This window comes from Thermanaerothrix solaris (assembly GCF_032334255.1).
In the GTDB taxonomy this organism is placed as follows: domain Bacteria; phylum Chloroflexota; class Anaerolineae; order Anaerolineales; family Anaerolineaceae; genus Thermanaerothrix; species Thermanaerothrix solaris.
Window position 1 is genome coordinate 727,033 of the sequence record NZ_JAUHMF010000001.1, and the last position, 16,067, is coordinate 743,099.

Genomic DNA, 16,067 nt, shown 5'->3' on the forward strand with positions numbered 1-16,067 from the left:
TTATGGACGACATTATTCTCTCCGCCTCTATCCTTTCTGCTGATTTTGCTCACCTGGCCGATGAAATTGCTCAAGCTGAAGCCGCCGGGGTGGATTGGTTGCATATTGACGTTATGGACGGTCACTTTGTCCCTAATATCACCATGGGACCTTTCATCGTTGAAACATGCCGCCGTATTTCCTCTCTTCCCTTAGATGTGCACCTGATGATTGAAAAACCAGAGCGCTATGTAGAGGCCTTTATTCGCGCCGGTGCAAATTATGTCAGTGTCCATGTCGAAGGCAACCCCAATATCCACCGCACCCTGCAAACGATTCGGAGCCTTGGGGCTAAAGCGGGCATCGTGCTTAACCCTGGCACTCCCGCTTATGCAATCAGTGCTCTTCTTCCAGTAGTAGATTTCATCCTGGTTATGACAGTCAACCCGGGTTACTCTGGTCAATCTTTCTTGGCCGAGAGTGTCCCAAAGATCTCAGAAATAAAAGCCATGCTCGAGCGGCACCCCAGTTCAGCCCTAATCCAGGTGGATGGAGGCATAAACGCGGCGACACTTCCCATAGCCTATCAGGCAGGCGCGCGCATTTTTGTCGCAGCCACAGCCATCTTTAATCACCCCCAGGGTATTCAAGCGGGGGTAAAATCGTTACGTACTGCAGTAAAATAAAAAATGCGGCTGACGCCGCAATTTTTGTTCGAGAGATGATGAGAGAGAAACAACTACGAAGTTTTGGCCAGGGATTTGATGCACTTAGTGCACAACGTCTTACGCACCTTGCGCCCATTGATAAACAGCGTAACACGCTGCAAGTTGGGCTTAAAAGCGCGATTGGTGGCGCGCATAGAGAAGGAACGCCGGTGGCCAAAGGTCGTCGTTTTACCACAGTGTTCACACTTTGCCATGGTTGTCAATCCTTTCCGCATCCAGAAGTAATCAGCAATGGCGAATTTTATCACACTCCGCATCGAATTTCAACCTATTCGGTTAAACTGATAAAAAGGAAGGGTGGGCAGAAATGAAGCAGTCGGCCAATCCATATGGTAACATCTATCTTTCACCAAAAGCAATTGCGACCATTGCTTATCATGCTGCACTTGAGTCTTATGGGGTGGTCGGCCTGGCCCCCAAGAATCTTGCCGAAGGGATCGCGCAGGTCTTGGTTAAAGAACCTACGCATGGTGTGGATGTCCATTTCACGGATGATTCGGTGGTCATTGATCTCTATATCATTGTCGAATATGGCACACGCATTCAAACCGTTGCTTCCAGTGTAGCCGATAACGTGCGTTATCAGATCGAAAAGAGCACCGGGTTACCCGTCAAAGAAGTCAATGTGCACATTCGCGGTTTGCGTGTGAGCAATACCGATTGAATTCCTATCCTAAGGTAGAGGTAAGGTTGTAAACACATGGGCAATGAGATTCACTTTTCTCCCATTCCGGACGGACGCAAGTTACTAGAATCACCCACCCTGGACGGACAAGGGCTTAAAGCCCTCCTCGAAGCAGGATTAACCTGGCTGCGCAACAACCAACAGACGGTAAACGCCCTGAATGTTTTCCCGGTGCCTGATGGTGATACTGGAACCAATATGGTCCTTACATTGCAGGCGGCCTATAACGAAATCGCCACCTCGGGTGAACATAATATTGGCAAAATTGCTCACGCCATCGCCCAGGGGGCTCTGCTTGGAGCACGAGGTAACTCGGGTGTGATCCTCTCCCAAATCTGGCGCGGATTTGCCCGCGCATTGGATAACTTTGAGGTAATGGATGCCCCTCTTCTGGTTAAAGCCCTGGCGGAAGCACGCAACACCGCATATAAAGGGGTCGTTCGCCCGGTGGAAGGCACTATTCTGACTGTGATCAAAGATATTGCCCAGGCTGCCGAAAGTTTTGAGGGAAAAGATCTTCACGTCGAAATGCTAGAAGCCCTTGTCGAGGCAGCGGACCGCTCGGTGCAAAAGACCCCGGATTTGCTGCCCATCCTCAAACAGGCAGGTGTTGTTGATGCAGGGGGTAAGGGCTTATTCTTCATTCTTGAGGGAATGCTGCGGTTCGTAAAAGGTTTATCACTCGATACACCATTGACCACAGTGGTGCAACCCCTTTCTGCGATGAAAATGGATGAGACAATGGAAGAAATAGAGCCTGGGCAAGATTACGAAGTTGTGGTTGACTTTCGCCCCACTGCCCCCTTAGATTTAGAAAAGTTTTACTCTGACCTTGCAGAAATGGGTACCTCCATTCAAGTGGGTGAAGGCGATGGAATGTATCGTATGCACATCCATGTCCCAACCGAGAATCGCTACCGCCCGATAGATTATGTCATGGGACTTGGCACCATCACCAAAGTCTCCATCGAAAACCTGCTCGCTCAAATCGAAGAACGCAAACAGGAACAGGGCTCCGGTACCCGCCTCAACCTGGCAAAAATTGAGCCGGGGCAAATTGCCGTTGTAACCGTATCCCCGGGTGCCGGATTAAGCCGCATTTTTGCCAGCCTTGGTGTGGCCGCAATTGTGGAGGGCGGACAAACCATGAATCCCAGCACCGAAGAGATCCTGCGTGCCTTCGAAAACCTGCCCACCGATAAAATTATTATTCTCCCCAATAACAAAAACATCATTTTAGCCGCCAAAAACGCCGCCAGTATGACGGTCAAAAAGGTCGCGGTAATCCCTTCTAAATCCGTACCCCAGGGGTTGAGCGCCTTATTACGGTATGACCCCAACGGCGAATTTGATACCGTCGTGAGCGAGATGGAAGCCGCACTTCATGACGTCGAAACCGGGGAAATCACCACTGCTACCCGTTCGGTTGAAATCAATGGAGTCAAGGTTTCCCAAGGTGAGGTCATTGCGCTACTGAATGGCAACCTAATCTGCTCCTCGCCCAACATCATGGATGCTTGTTTGACGTTGCTCGAAAAAGCCAACGCACAAGACCGTGAGCGGATTACCATCTTCTACGGTCAAAATATCTCCAAAGCCGAAGTCAACAAAATTGCAGATAAAATCCGCGAGATCTACCCCCGCCATGAGATCGAGATTCATGAAGGGGGACAACCCCATTATCAATTGATCCTTTCTATCGAGTGAATCATCTTTATGGCATCCATCGGCATCCTCACCGACACTACCGCCCATTTTCCTCAGCCCAAGTTTCCCGGGCAAGATCAAATTATCTTGATTGACTTTTCACTTACATTCCAGGGCGCCCCCCTTGGAGAATGCCGCGAAAATAAATCGCTCGATCTTCCCCATACCCTGATTGGGTGGGAACCGGAAAAAGCCCCTCACCTCAGTCCACCGTCGGTGGAAGAATTTTATCAACACTATCTCCTTTTACATCAACGCTTTTCGCACCTGTTGGTCATCACCCATTCGGCCCAATTAAGTCCAACGTATGAGAATGCGCTACAAGCAGCCGAAATCCTTCACGGCACCTCCCGAATCGCTGTCATTAACGCCCAAACCATTTCAGCAGGATTGGGTTTGCTAGTCCAAGCCACAGCCCAATATATTTCTCAGGGTCTCGCGTTTGACCAAATTGAGACTCTGGTGCGCCGAAACATACCAAAAATCTATACCTTGCTGTGTACTCCCGCCTTTTCCTATTTGGCTTATAACGGGTTAATCTCCTATCCTCAGGCTATTGCAGGAGAAATGCTAAATCTGATTCAGGTTTTCACTCTTGAAGAAGATCACTTGGTGCCCATCGAAAAAGTGCGCAACTATCGCCACGCCGTTGAGTTTTTTATCGAATTTCTAAGTGAGTTTGAAGATCTCACCCACGTGGCTCTGGTTCAAACCGGCAATGCACCGCTGAGCGAATCTTATCTATTGCGTCAATACGTTGGCGAAACGTTTCCCAGTACTGCGTTTACCGAGCACAAAGCCAATCTTCCTATGATGACACTTTTCGGTCCACGGTTCGTATGCCTGATTGCCGTCGAGGCTTTTGAACCCTAAGATTAGGGTAAAATAAAAACATGCTACCCGCATTACAGAAACTCCAAAAATTTATCAGGTTAGAGGCCGAGCGTGGCTATGACAACCGGGCAGTTTTAGGTGGCCTGGATAAAATCCTCCCGGTCTGGCAGCAAGAAGCACGCGAAGATGGGGTGCCCGAAGATTTTATCCAGGATGTTATCCATTGTTTGGAAGGCTATGCATCCTACTCCGTCCCGGAACGGGCTGAATGTTTGCAGACCCTCCTCATAAAAATTAACAATCTAACCGCCTCCGAAACCACTGCGACAGCCTCACCCCAGGTCCAGCCCGCAGGAATTTCTTCTCCCTCCCAGACCCAGCGCGAGAAGAGTAAAAGTTCCTCCCGCTCGAGATCACGTGGATATACCCTGCCCGCTGACACCCTCCCAGCCCACGGACTTAAAGCCCCTCTCACGGTGTTGCCGGGAATCGGGCCACGCTATGCCCAAACCCTGCGCCAGCTGGGTTTGGAGACTTTAGAAGATCTTCTCTATTACTTTCCTCGTCGTTATGACGATTATAGCCGCCTCAAGCCCATTAATCGCCTGCGCTACGGCGAAGAGGTAACCGTCATTGGCACCGTGCAAAGCGTCAACAACCGAGATACGCGCGGAGGTCGGCTCAACCTGACCGAGGTTATCGTCAGTGACGGCACAGCCGCATTACGGGTGAACTGGTTTAACCAACCCTGGTTAGCAAAATCCATTACACCGGGTATGCAGATTGTTCTCTCCGGTAAAGTGGATATGTATCTGGGACGATTGGTGATGAACAGCCCCGAATGGGAGCCCCTGGAGCAGGAACATCTCCACACCAATCGCATTGTACCGGTGTATTCCCTCACGGCCAAAGTAACCCAGAAGATGCTGCGCCGGATCATGTATCAAACCGTCTCTTTCTGGGCACCGCGTATTCAGGATTACCTTCCCGAGTGGGTGCGCCAGGCTGGGGAGTTAATGCCCCTGCCACGCGCCCTACTAAATATCCATTTCCCCGAAAGCCATGAAGACCTGAAAGCCGCTCAGGACCGCCTGGCGTTTGACGAGTTGTTCCTGCTCCAACTAGGTGTGCTACAGCAAAAGCGCGCCTGGCAAGCCAACACAGCAACTATCTTCGAGGTTCCCGATTCGTGGCTTGAAAGCCTCATTTTCAACCTACCGTTTGAACTCACCAGTGCCCAGCGGCGTGTGTTGGCTGAAATTCGTGATGACCTGCGTTCAGGCCGCCCAATGAATCGTTTGCTCCAGGGGGATGTTGGCTCTGGAAAAACTATCGTCGCTGCGCTGGCTATTGCCCTGGTGACTTATCACGGAGCACAAGCCGCCTTTATGGCCCCTACCAGCATACTGGCCGAACAGCACTACCGCAATCTCTCCCGATTACTTTCAAACCCCGAGAATCCCCTGCTTGCCCCGGATGCCATTCGCTTACTCGTGGGCGATACCTCTGAGAACGAGAAAGAAGCCATTCGAGCCGGGCTTGCTGACGGCTCAGTGAAATTGGTCATTGGCACTCATGCGTTGATTGAAGACCCGGTCGTATTTGCCGATCTGGAACTTGTCATTATTGACGAGCAACACCGCTTTGGCGTGGAACAACGTGCGGCATTGCGTCTCAAAGGGAATAACCCTCACCTGTTAGTCATGACGGCCACCCCCATTCCGCGTTCGCTGGCCTTGACGATTTACGGCGACCTGGATCTCTCAGTCATGGACGAAATGCCCCGCGGGCGACAACCCGTAGAAACCCACCTGCTTTCTCCTCTGGAACGCGAACGCGCCTATGCCCTTATCCGGGCAGAGATAAAGAAAGGCCATCAAGCCTTTATTATCTATCCTTTGATCGAAAAAGGTCAAAACAATAATAATGATGAGGCCAAGGCGGCAGTTGAGGAATATGAACGGTTGCAGCGCGAGATTTTCCCCGATCTTCGCCTTGGGCTTTTGCATGGGCGTTTACCACCAGCAGAAAAAGATCGCATCATGCGCGCATTCCGGAATGGTGAATTCCACATTTTAGTCTCCACGTCCGTTGTCGAGGTAGGAGTGGACATCCCAAATGCTACCGTCATGCTGATCGAAGGGGCCAATCGTTTTGGATTAGCCCAACTTCATCAATTCCGCGGGCGTGTTGGTCGGGGGCAAGCCCAATCTTACTGTTTGCTCATCCCTGAGACCAATGATGATATCGAAAATGAACGCCTCTTGGCCATGGTCGAAACCAATGACGGCTTTTTGCTAGCCGAGCGCGATCTCCAACAGCGTGGCCCGGGTGAGTTTTTGGGCACACGCCAGGCAGGCTATTCGGAACTACGTATGGCCAACTTGGCCAACGTGCACCTCATCGAAAAAGCCCGCCACTTAGCCCAGTCGCTATTTGAACAAGACCCTGATTTATCCCTCCCAGAGCATCAACCCTTGCGGCTTAACTTTGAGCGATTCTGGCAGGGTGGCCGGGGAGATATCAGTTAGTTTCAGGAGAAGAGAAAATGGTTCGCGCAGTCTTCCCCGGCACATTTGATCCCATTCATTACGGTCACATTGACATTGCCCAGCGAGCCGCTCGCCTGTTCGACGAGGTAATTGTAGCCGTATATGACCGCCCGCTCAAAAATGCCCTCTTCAGCCCAGAAGAACGAATTGCGCTGGTGCGGCAGGCGTTCGATGGCGAAGCAAAAATTAAGGTCACCGGTTACAGTGGCTTAACGGTCAAATTCTGCCGTCAGGTTAACGCTCAGGTCATCGTGCGTGGATTACGCGTTTTTTCGGATTTTGAGCACGAATTCCGCATGGCGTTGGCCAATCATCGCCTTGACCGCGAGATTGAGGTTATTGCGCTGATCACCAGCGAGGAACATTCTTTTCTTTCATCTTCAACCGTTCGTGAAATTGCTTCTTTAGGCGGAGATGTTTCTACCATGGTGCCCGCGCACGTTGCCGAAGCACTGCGGTCCAAATTCAGTGCTAATTTTCACAAAACCGGAAATCAACCCGTAATCATCGATTCGCTACGCGATTAGAAACAATGAGCCAAAAACTGGCCTGAAAATTGCATCGGGGTAGGGAAGAGTAAGGAGGAGGATATGGACATCTTGCATCTGGTGGATCGCCTGGAAGAACTTTTCAACCAAAGCCGTCAGGTCTGGTTTACCCACAGCGTGTTGGTAGATGAAGATCGCCTGATTGATATTATTGATCAAATGCGGGCTACCATTCCGGAGGAAATTCGCAAAGCCCAGCAATTGCTTGCCCAGCGCGACCGCATTCTGGCCCAAGCCCAAGAGGAAGCCAACCGCATTGTGCAGTTAGCACGTGAGAAGGCCGAATCCCTCGTCGAACGCGATGCCATCACCCAGGCCGCCCAAGCGCGCGCGGAGCAAATCATCAATCAGGCCCGTTTAGAAGCCGATGTAACCCGCCGCGAGGCGGATGAGTATGTCCTCGAAACACTCACCCGCCTTGAGGCAGAATTGGAACGTGTGCTTAACCAGGTGCGCAACGGTATCCGCACCTTGCAAAGTGAACGTTACCCCTCTCCTCCTAACTCATCCAATCAATAATACTTATCCTTCTTCGCTTTCGGCTTGCCTTTCCTCTTCACGCTCGCGCCGTTTTTCGCGCGCCAATTCCTGTGAAACCAACCTGACCACTGACTTGCGCCGGCTGTGACTGCGGTCTGGGGGCCGTAACGCAATCTCAATCACCTGATCCATGTGAGTAACGGGGATAATTTCCAGATCCGAGCGAACCTTTTTGGGAATATCCACCAAATCTTTGAGGTTGCGTTCCGGTAAGAGCACTTTCTTTAATCCTGCGCGATGGGCTGCCAGAACTTTCTCACGGATTCCTCCCACCGGTAAGATGCGTCCGCGCAGGGTTATTTCACCGGTCATCCCGATATCTTTGGCCACCCCCCGGTCCGTAAAGGCAGAAATCAAGGCGGTAGCGATCGTCACCCCGGCACTCGGACCATCTTTAGGCACTGCCCCCTCGGGAATATGAATGTGCACATCCAGGCGTTCAAAGATGTCGGGGTCGAGGTTGAAGTCACGTGCACGGGATTTGGCATAAGAGAGTGCCGCTTGCGCCGATTCCTGCATAATCTCCCCGACCTGGCCGGTGATTTGGAGATTGCCTTTCCCCTCCAAAATGAGCACCTCAACCGGCATAATCTCACCACCATTTTCGGTCCAAGCAATTGCCGTTGCTACGCCGACCTCATCCTCTTTCTCGGCTTCGGTCATAAAAAATTGAGGCGGTCCTAAATACGTTTCAACCAGGCGCGGGGTAATGCGATGTGGGTATGAACGCCTTTGGGACTTCAATCGGGCAATTTTACGACAAATCTGCCCGATTTCACGTTCCAAATTACGTACGCCGGCCTCATAGGTGTACTCTCGGATAATTTTGCGTAATGCTTTTTCCTGGAAGTCAACCTCACCTGCTTCCAGACCGCTCTCGTCCAGTTGGCGCGGAATGAGAAAACGCTTGGCAATTTCTACCTTTTCTTCTTCAATGTAACCCGGAAACTCAATGATTTCCATACGATCTAATAGCGCCGGAGGAATGGTCGCCAGTGTATTGGCGGTAGTAATAAACATTACCTTGGAGAGGTCATAAGGTACTTCCAAATAATGATCCGAGAAGGCAAAATTCTGCTCCGGATCCAATACCTCTAATAACGCGGCGGCCGGATCTCCACGGAAATCGGCCCCCAATTTATCAATTTCATCCAGCATAAACAGAGGGTTAATCGTTCCCGCGCGACGCATGGTTTGAATAATACGCCCGGGCAGTGCACCGATGTAAGTGCGGCGATGACCACGAATTTCGGCTTCATCCCGCACCCCACCTAATGACACACGAACGAACTTACGACCAAGAGCCTCGGCAATAGAACGGCCTAAAGAGGTCTTACCTGTACCTGGCGCACCCACAAAGCACAAAATCGGCTGGCGTAAACGCTTGGGCTTTAAACTTCGTACGGCAATATATTCCAGGATGCGATCTTTGGCTTTGCCTAGACCGTAGTGATTCTTTTCCAACACCTCGGCGACATGATTGACATCCAGGTTATCTTCGGTTTCTTCTGTCCAGGGTAACTCCAACAGCCAGTCCAGATAGGTGCGGATAATGCTCACTTCAGGGGACATCGGAGGCATCTGAGCCAGACGTTCTACTTCTTTTAACGCCTGAGTCTTGGCCTCCTCAGGCATGGCTTTCTTTTCCACCCGTTCACGCAGTTCATTGATCTCACGGGTAAAGACATCCCCTTCACCCAATTCGGTCTGAATCGCCTTCATCTGCTCCCGCAGGTAGAATTCACGCTGGGTGCGATCAACCTCACTTTGCACACGTGTCTGGATCTCATCCTCTAACTGTAAAACATCCAATTCCTGGGCTAAGAGCCAATTCACCCGCTTAAGGCGCTCAACCGGATCCGTCTGCACCAGCAACGAGCGTCGTTCCGGGAATGGCAGCGAGATGGCTGTGGCGACCATATCTGCCAACCAACCTGGCTCGTGGATATTTAACGAGAAGAGATGGGCTTCTTCAGGTAAACTGCGGTCCAATTGAACACATTTTTCAAAGAGGTCACGCGTGGTGCGCATGAGTGCTTCTACCTGCCGGTCTACCTCCACGCTTTCCTCTATTGGACGTGCCCGCACACGTAAATACGGCGCCTCTTGTACAAATTCAACCACCTCAACCCGGCGGCGCCCTTGCACTAATGCCGAAGAGTTGCCATCGGGCATGGTCAATAACCGCCCAACGGCCACCTCAACACCAATGGGCAGTAAATCCTCCAGATCGAAAGTTTCTTTCTCCACATCCTTCAAAACCAAGGCGATCATGGTCTCGTAATTATATTGAGCCTCTTGCACAGCCAACAGGTTCGGTCCTGGTGCAATAAAGATGGGCGAGACCATGCGTGGAAAAATGACAATATCGCGCAAGATCAGCACATTGCACTCAATAAGACCTTTGCGGTCCGGTTTTGCATCGGGAATTTGATAAAGTTCTTCCGTCCGCTGGTGCAGAATGGTGCTGAAATCCTCGTCTTCGTCGTCTTGAAACCAATGATTTTTCTTCATATGCCTTATCTGCTCAGAACATTAAAGAATTTTCGGACAGGGTATTATACCCGAAAGTGCTCCCGCCAGGTCTGCCGCACTGCCGCAGCGATAAATAGGCTTCCCGTCGCCAATACCAGAGAGTCATCACCCACTTGGTTCATGGCTAACGATAATGCCTCCTCAACCGGAACGACCACCCGCGCTGGATAACCGAAACGGTGTACCATTTGTACTAAGACTTCGGGGGCTATCGCGCGGGGATGAAACGACTGAGTAGCAATGACGCCTTTTACTTTCGGCAACAATTCTCGTAAGATCCCTTCAATATCCTTATCTTCAGATGCCCCAAAGATTAATACAACCTTCTTGCCTGGAAAATAATCCTCTAACGCCATTCTCAGTTTAAGCGCCGAATCTTGGTTATGCGCTGAATCCACGACCAAATAGGGCTCGCGGCAAAGCACCTCAAACCGTCCCGGCCATTTAACGTGCTGAAATCCTTTGGCGATAGCCGCATCGCCTATCTCCCAACCCTTTGAACGCAGAATATCGGCCACCGCAAACGCCATGGCCGCATTATCCACTTGGTGGGCACCCAACAACGGCATTTCAAAACGGAGCGGCTCATCATGCTCAGCGCCATTTTCAATCCATTCATCCACCTTGGGTTGGTCAGCTGCCTTCCAGACCCAAAAAGCCTGCCCGTCTAAGGAATGAACGGCCAGGCGGTAACGATAATCATCTCCTACTTGTATTATTGGCGCCGATCGCTCTTTTGCGACTTCCCGGATAACTGCCAAAGCCTCCTGACGCTGTGGCGCAACCACCACCGGGGTATGAGGTTTGATAATACCAGCCTTCTCACGGGCTATTTGTCCCAGCGATTCTCCCAGAACCTTCGTGTGATCATATGAAATTGACGTGATAACCGACACCTCAGGTTGCACTAAATTGGTGGCATCTAGCCGCCCCCCTAAGCCAACCTCGATCACAGCCACATCAACCTTAGCACGGAGAAAGGCTAAAAAGGCAACCGCGGTCGTGATCTCAAAAGTGGTCAAACGCTCAATTTGAGCCACAAATGGACGCACTTCATCCACAAGTTCCGCTAGCGTTTCATGACTTAAGGGTACTTGGTTGATTTGGATCCGCTCAACAAAATCCTCCAAATGCGGAGAACTGTAAAAACCGACCTTATAACCTGCGGCCTGGAGGATGCTGGCGATCATGGCAGCGGTAGAACCTTTACCCTTTGTCCCTGCCACATGAACTGTAGGATACTTCAAATGGGGATTGCCCAACAGTTCCAAAAACGCCTTCATTCGCCCCAGGTCAAATTTCTCTGGTGAATACCGCAACTGCCGGGTCAGGCTGTAATCCACAAAACTATAGAGATAATCTAGGGCTTGTTGGTAAGTGAATGGAGACATAAGATAATCCTATCCACAATCTGATACTCAATGCAGGGGGATTGTAATGGAGAGAGGAAGAGTAAGCAAGGTTTTCTCCATATCCGGGTCAAATTATTGACGTCAATTCAGAGATAGATTAGAGTTATGGCAGAACCTCTTGTGAGGGTGCAACTATGATTGGTGTTTTAACGATGCATTTACATCTGCCTACCTGTCTTTCCCTCAAAGAAAAGCGCAGCCGGCTCAAACCCCTTCTGCATCGGCTACACCGCGAATTCAATATTTCCGCCGCCGAGGTTGATTGTCATGATACATGGCAGGAGGCGGTCATCGCTTGTGCGTTGGTCAGTAATGATACCGCCCATGCGCACTCGGTGTTACAAAAAGTGGTAAACTTCACTGCCGTTAATTGGCCGGATATGGATATCCTTGAACATCATATCGAATGCCTTTAAGCAATCTTCACCACGGAGGATTCATCATGGATCTTGGTTTACACAATAAAGTGGCTTTGGTCACTGGAGCCAGTCGTGGGCTCGGATATGCCACCGCATTGGTGCTCTCCCAGGAGGGCGCCCGTGTGGCTATCAACAGCCGCAATGCCGAAGCCTTACAAAAGGCAGTTGCCTCAATCCAAGAACAAACCGGGCATACGGTCCTGGCCATACCCGGGGACATCACTGCTCCAGAAACGGCTCAAACCCTCGTACAGGAAGTGATTTCGACCTATGGCCAGTTGGATATTGTCATCGCAAATGCCGGAGGCCCCCCACCTGGTTCTTTTGCGAGCCTAGATGACGATAAGTGGTATGCAGCAATAGAACTTTCATTGATGAGCCAAGTACGCCTAATTCGGGCAGCACTACCCTATTTGGAAAAATCAACCACTCCTGCAGTTCTTACAGTGACCTCTTATGCCGTCAAACAACCCATCCCTAATCTCATTCTCTCAAACAGCATCCGCGCCGCTACAGTCGGATTAACGAAATCCTTGGCATTGGAATTGGGTCACAAAGGTATTCGGTTCAATTCTATCCTGCCCGGATGGACCGAAACCGAACGGGTCATTGAACTGATGCGCAATCGTGCTGAAATGAACGGTACGACGATCGAGGAAGAAATCCAAAAGCAGGCGCGCGAAAGCCCGTTAGGTCGGATGGGAAAACCCGAAGAATTTGCCCGCGTGGCAGCATTTTTAGTTTCCCCAGCAGCGTCTTATGTAACTGGCGTTATGTTGCAAGTTGATGGTGGAATGTACAAAGGGCTTCTTTAAGCCCCCGTTCAACCACTATTCGTTTTTAGAGGTAGTTACCATGAAGATTAGTGTTACAGACCCCGCGATGATTGAAGCCTGGCTAGAACGCAACCTGATGCGGGTACAAAAGCCCGGACGTTACGTGGGTGGGGAACTTAACCAAATTGTGAAGGACTGGGATTCCATCCCGATCAAGGTGGCGCTGGCCTTCCCGGATATCTATGAGATCGGTGTGCCCAATCTGGCTCTGACGATCCTATATGAAACCATCAATCAGCGCCCAAATGCCTTGGCCGAACGCGTCTACTTGCCCTGGGTAGATATGGAAGCGCTGATGCGCGATGCCGGAATCCCGCTGTACGGGCTAGAAACAAAGCATCCCCTAAACCAATTCGACATCCTTGGAATTACGCTGCCTTATGAGACCCTCTACACCAATGTGCTGAATCTGCTTGACTTGGCCGGTATCCCCCTATTTTCCACCGAGCGAAATGAGCAGCACCCTTTAATCATTGCAGGCGGGCACGCCACCTTCAACCCCGAGCCCATGTCGCCTTTCATAGATGCCTTCGTCATTGGGGAAGGGGAAGACATCATCCACGAGATACTGGATACCTACCGCGAGTGGAAGTCTCGTTCTGGCTCACGCGACGACCTTCTCTACGCGCTGCTTAAGATCCCGGGCGTATATATTCCCCGATTTTACCGCCCTCACTACCACACTGATGGCACCCTACGCCTGATGGAACGCCTAACCGAAGCCGCGCCCCCTGTAATCCACAAGCGCATCCTGGGCCGCTTGCCTCCACCACCCACACGGCCCATCGTTCCTTCAATAGATGTCGTTCACAATCGGATTGCCATTGAAATTATGCGCGGCTGTACCAGAGGATGTCGGTTCTGCCATGCCGGAATGGTTACCCGCCCGGTTCGCGAGCGCAGTGTGGATGAAATCCTCACCGCGATCCAAATAGCACTAAAAAACACCGGTTATGAGGAAGTAGCCTTGCTTTCGCTATCCTCCTCAGACTACAGTCAGATCACCCATTTGGTTGAACGCGTTAGTCAGGAAGCTACTCGTCAGCACCTGGTCGTCTCCCTGCCCTCGTTGCGCATTGAAACCGTCTCGGTCGAACTAATGGAGCGCCTAAAGGGCAAGCGTCAAAGCAGTAGTTTCACTCTGGCGCCAGAGGCCGCTACGGATCGCATGCGGGCAGTTATTAATAAGCCCATCGAAACCGGTCAATTGCTTGAAACGGCTCGTACTATCTTTCAGCACGGATGGTCGAAGATCAAACTCTACTTCATGATCGGACACCCGACCGAAACTCTCGAGGATGTAAAAGCCATTGCCGAAGTAAGTCGGCAAGTTTTAGCCGAGGGACGCCGCATTATCGGACATCGCGCTTCGCTACATCTCGGGGTTAGCACATTCGTCCCCAAACCCCACACCCCCTTCCAATGGCTGCCTTGCGACACCCCCGAGCAAATTAAGACCAAGCAGCATACCCTTCTCGATGCCTTGAAGGGAACCGGAATAAAAATCAACTGGACTGACCCTCGTGAAACACTCTTAGAAGCCTGGCTCTCCCGTGGAGACCGCCGCTTGGCCGAAGTCATTTATAATGCCTGGCGTTTGGGGGCAAAATTCGATGCCTGGCATGATCATTTTGATTACGAAAAATGGATGACGGCCTTTCAAATGGCCAATTTAGATCCTGCCTTTTATACCCATCGTCAACGCTCCCTGGATGAAGTTTTCCCATGGGATCACATCAGCCCTGGTGTACGCAAGGCCTACCTTCAGCAGGAATACTTAAATAGCCTGCAAGGTGTCCTCCGTCTCGACTGTCGGCGGCAGTGCTATGCTTGCGGTATTCTACCTACCTATAAAGAATTGCGTCGTAAATATCCAGGACAGCACTGGAAATGCCCCGAAGTTCCCGTGCATGCACGGGTTTAGAAAATTCCTTCTGTGATGAGAGGTTGCTCCCAACCCGTGATACAACGTTTCCGTATTCATTATGCCAAAACACAACCTTTGCGCTACGTCAGTAGCCTGGACCTACAGAAAGTCTGGGAACGCTATTTGCGGCGCGCAGATCTCCCGTTAGCCTACAGCCATGGATTTACCCCTCAACCTCGCCTGCAACAGGCTCAGCCCCTCCCCTTGGGTTATCTCGGGGCTAACGAGATCATTGATGTGTGGTTAGAAGCAGAATCCGATCTCTCGGCTGAAGAAGTTCAAGCGCATCTACGAGCCACGCCCCAGCCCGGAATTGAGATACTCTCTGTGACCGAAATTTCACTGGAGGCGCCTGCACTGGTCTCCCAAATTGTCAGTGCTGACTATGAAGTCTGGTTTCTCGACCCACTCGACCTGGATGAACTTGGTCATCGCGTAGCCCAATTGCTTAATGCACCCTCAATCCAGCGCGAACGTCGTGGAAAAGCCTATGATCTTCGTCCGCTCATAGAATTTATGGAGATACGGACCGATACCACGGCTAACCGTCTTGGGCTTTTTATGCGTCTTGCCACCCGTGAAGGTGCTACCGGACGTCCGGAGGAAGTGGTCGCGGCCTTGGGCTACGATCCGTTTGCCGTGCGCATAATCCGCACTCGTCTACATGGAGTAAACACCTAGAAATGTGGTGTTATTTTGAATGCCGGTCACCTTCATGCACTTTCCGCTTCCCCGCGGAATGGGAAAAAGGGCAGATGATATCCTGCCCACGTTGTGGGGCTGAGACCCGAGCAATTTTACCCATCCATGAATCGGCCCCTGCTTTACCGGTGCTGGATACCAGCACACCTCTCCACTCTGCCATACTGGATAATCTCCGCAGTGCCTACAACGTGGGCTCGATTTTCCGCACTGCCGATGCCTGCGGGATTCGACATCTTTACCTGTGTGGCATCACCCCACTCCCCACCCATCCTGGGGTGAAAAAAACAGCCCTGGGAGCGGAAGAAAATCTCCCCTGGTCCTACAATCCCAATAGTGTTCTACTCGCTCAGCACCTCAAGCGCGAAGGGCATTATTTTATCGGTGTAGAAACCGCCTCAAACGCGCACTCCCTATTTAAAATCGGAAATCTGCCCAGCACCTTGCCCTGGACAATTGTGGTCGGCAACGAAGTGGCTGGAATAGACCCTGAACTTCAGACATTGTGCGATGTGCTGCTTTGGATTCCTATGCAAGGCTATAAGCGCTCTTTAAATGTCGCCGTTGCCTTTGGTATTGTCGCATATTTCTTGCGCTATCTGGCACAAACCGCGGTCAATATAGACATTGACGAAGCTCTAACCCACGGATAAAATCCTTACG

At 51.1% G+C, this 16,067-nt stretch carries 15 protein-coding genes; 13 read left to right on the forward strand and 2 right to left on the reverse strand.

The genetic code is table 11. The features are described 5' to 3' along the window. Nucleotides 1–2: 2 nt before the first annotated feature. The 8 genes from rpe to QYE77_RS03310 all read left to right on the forward strand — a co-directional run bounded on the left by rpe (nucleotide 3) and on the right by QYE77_RS03310 (nucleotide 7,552). Nucleotides 3–665 (forward strand): ribulose-phosphate 3-epimerase, encoded by a 663-nt coding sequence (rpe, locus tag QYE77_RS03275; RefSeq protein WP_315623927.1) that lies wholly within the window; start codon nucleotides 3–5, stop codon nucleotides 663–665. Nucleotides 666–700: 35 nt separating this feature from the next. Then, nucleotides 701–1,018, forward strand: a complete 318-nt coding sequence (locus tag QYE77_RS15425) for a hypothetical protein (RefSeq protein ID WP_462476622.1) — start codon at nucleotides 701–703, stop codon at nucleotides 1,016–1,018. Further along, nucleotides 1,015–1,371 carry an Asp23/Gls24 family envelope stress response protein gene (locus QYE77_RS03285; protein WP_315623929.1) on the forward strand — a complete coding sequence of 119 codons (357 nt, stop codon included), beginning with the start codon at nucleotides 1,015–1,017 and terminating at the stop codon, nucleotides 1,369–1,371. Before QYE77_RS15425 ends, QYE77_RS03285 begins: the two co-directional genes overlap by 4 nt. A gap of 36 nt (nucleotides 1,372–1,407) precedes the next feature. Continuing rightward, nucleotides 1,408–3,099 (forward strand): DAK2 domain-containing protein, encoded by a 1,692-nt coding sequence (locus QYE77_RS03290; protein WP_315623930.1) that lies wholly within the window; start codon nucleotides 1,408–1,410, stop codon nucleotides 3,097–3,099. A gap of 9 nt (nucleotides 3,100–3,108) precedes the next feature. After that, complete coding sequence (locus tag QYE77_RS03295; RefSeq protein WP_315623931.1) at nucleotides 3,109–3,972, forward strand: DegV family protein; 864 nt, start codon at nucleotides 3,109–3,111, stop codon at nucleotides 3,970–3,972. A 20-nt stretch (nucleotides 3,973–3,992) separates the two neighbouring features. Beyond that, nucleotides 3,993–6,464, forward strand: coding sequence for an ATP-dependent DNA helicase RecG (gene recG, locus QYE77_RS03300; RefSeq protein ID WP_315623932.1), 2,472 nt, complete (start codon nucleotides 3,993–3,995; stop codon nucleotides 6,462–6,464). 17 nt (nucleotides 6,465–6,481) lie between these two features. Next, nucleotides 6,482–7,012 carry a pantetheine-phosphate adenylyltransferase gene (gene coaD / locus QYE77_RS03305; protein WP_315623933.1) on the forward strand — a complete coding sequence of 177 codons (531 nt, stop codon included), beginning with the start codon at nucleotides 6,482–6,484 and terminating at the stop codon, nucleotides 7,010–7,012. A 63-nt stretch (nucleotides 7,013–7,075) separates the two neighbouring features. Next, on the forward strand, nucleotides 7,076–7,552 hold the full coding sequence (locus QYE77_RS03310) for an ATP synthase F0 subunit B (protein WP_315623934.1): 477 nt from the start codon (nucleotides 7,076–7,078) through the stop codon (nucleotides 7,550–7,552). Between the two features lie 3 nt (nucleotides 7,553–7,555). Here the strand turns inward: QYE77_RS03310 and lon are convergent, their stop codons facing one another. Both lon and QYE77_RS03320 read right to left on the reverse strand, forming a co-directional pair. Continuing rightward, the gene (gene lon, locus QYE77_RS03315) at nucleotides 7,556–10,087 is read right to left on the reverse strand and encodes an endopeptidase La (protein ID WP_315623935.1); all 2,532 of its coding nucleotides are present in this window, start codon (nucleotides 10,085–10,087) and stop codon (nucleotides 7,556–7,558) included. Between the two features lie 44 nt (nucleotides 10,088–10,131). Beyond that, on the reverse strand, nucleotides 10,132–11,499 hold the full coding sequence (locus QYE77_RS03320) for a bifunctional folylpolyglutamate synthase/dihydrofolate synthase (protein ID WP_315623936.1): 1,368 nt from the start codon (nucleotides 11,497–11,499) through the stop codon (nucleotides 10,132–10,134). A gap of 155 nt (nucleotides 11,500–11,654) precedes the next feature. On the opposite strand from QYE77_RS03320, the gene QYE77_RS03325 reads away from it, so the two are divergent. Genes QYE77_RS03325 through QYE77_RS03345 form a run of 5 tightly spaced genes read left to right on the forward strand, consistent with a single transcriptional unit; the run spans nucleotide 11,655 to nucleotide 16,057 of the window. Further along, nucleotides 11,655–11,936, forward strand: a complete 282-nt coding sequence (locus QYE77_RS03325; RefSeq protein ID WP_315623937.1) for a DUF503 domain-containing protein — start codon at nucleotides 11,655–11,657, stop codon at nucleotides 11,934–11,936. 26 nt (nucleotides 11,937–11,962) lie between these two features. Continuing rightward, the gene (locus tag QYE77_RS03330; protein ID WP_315623938.1) at nucleotides 11,963–12,754 is read left to right on the forward strand and encodes an SDR family oxidoreductase; all 792 of its coding nucleotides are present in this window, start codon (nucleotides 11,963–11,965) and stop codon (nucleotides 12,752–12,754) included. A gap of 40 nt (nucleotides 12,755–12,794) precedes the next feature. Further along, the gene (locus QYE77_RS03335) at nucleotides 12,795–14,699 is read left to right on the forward strand and encodes a TIGR03960 family B12-binding radical SAM protein (RefSeq protein ID WP_315623939.1); all 1,905 of its coding nucleotides are present in this window, start codon (nucleotides 12,795–12,797) and stop codon (nucleotides 14,697–14,699) included. A gap of 36 nt (nucleotides 14,700–14,735) precedes the next feature. Further along, nucleotides 14,736–15,383 (forward strand): TIGR03936 family radical SAM-associated protein, encoded by a 648-nt coding sequence (locus tag QYE77_RS03340; protein WP_315623940.1) that lies wholly within the window; start codon nucleotides 14,736–14,738, stop codon nucleotides 15,381–15,383. A gap of 2 nt (nucleotides 15,384–15,385) precedes the next feature. After that, complete coding sequence (locus QYE77_RS03345) at nucleotides 15,386–16,057, forward strand: TrmH family RNA methyltransferase (protein ID WP_315623941.1); 672 nt, start codon at nucleotides 15,386–15,388, stop codon at nucleotides 16,055–16,057. The last annotated feature ends 10 nt before the right edge of the window (nucleotides 16,058–16,067 follow it).

Excerpts from the sequence above, each read along its gene's own strand:
- rpe (WP_315623927.1), top strand. The coding sequence starts at position 3 with ATGGACGACATTATTCTCTCCGCCTCTATCCTTTCTGCTGATTTTGCT.
- QYE77_RS15425 (WP_462476622.1), top strand. The coding sequence starts at position 701 with ATGATGAGAGAGAAACAACTACGAAGTTTTGGCCAGGGATTTGATGCA.
- QYE77_RS03285 (WP_315623929.1), top strand. The coding sequence starts at position 1,015 with ATGAAGCAGTCGGCCAATCCATATGGTAACATCTATCTTTCACCAAAA.
- QYE77_RS03290 (WP_315623930.1), top strand. The coding sequence starts at position 1,408 with ATGGGCAATGAGATTCACTTTTCTCCCATTCCGGACGGACGCAAGTTA.
- QYE77_RS03295 (WP_315623931.1), top strand. The coding sequence starts at position 3,109 with ATGGCATCCATCGGCATCCTCACCGACACTACCGCCCATTTTCCTCAG.
- recG (WP_315623932.1), top strand. The coding sequence starts at position 3,993 with ATGCTACCCGCATTACAGAAACTCCAAAAATTTATCAGGTTAGAGGCC.
- coaD (WP_315623933.1), top strand. The coding sequence starts at position 6,482 with ATGGTTCGCGCAGTCTTCCCCGGCACATTTGATCCCATTCATTACGGT.
- QYE77_RS03310 (WP_315623934.1), top strand. The coding sequence starts at position 7,076 with ATGGACATCTTGCATCTGGTGGATCGCCTGGAAGAACTTTTCAACCAA.
- lon (WP_315623935.1), bottom strand. The coding sequence starts at position 10,087 with ATGAAGAAAAATCATTGGTTTCAAGACGACGAAGACGAGGATTTCAGC.
- QYE77_RS03320 (WP_315623936.1), bottom strand. The coding sequence starts at position 11,499 with ATGTCTCCATTCACTTACCAACAAGCCCTAGATTATCTCTATAGTTTT.
- QYE77_RS03325 (WP_315623937.1), top strand. The coding sequence starts at position 11,655 with ATGATTGGTGTTTTAACGATGCATTTACATCTGCCTACCTGTCTTTCC.
- QYE77_RS03330 (WP_315623938.1), top strand. The coding sequence starts at position 11,963 with ATGGATCTTGGTTTACACAATAAAGTGGCTTTGGTCACTGGAGCCAGT.
- QYE77_RS03335 (WP_315623939.1), top strand. The coding sequence starts at position 12,795 with ATGAAGATTAGTGTTACAGACCCCGCGATGATTGAAGCCTGGCTAGAA.
- QYE77_RS03345 (WP_315623941.1), top strand. The coding sequence starts at position 15,386 with ATGTGGTGTTATTTTGAATGCCGGTCACCTTCATGCACTTTCCGCTTC.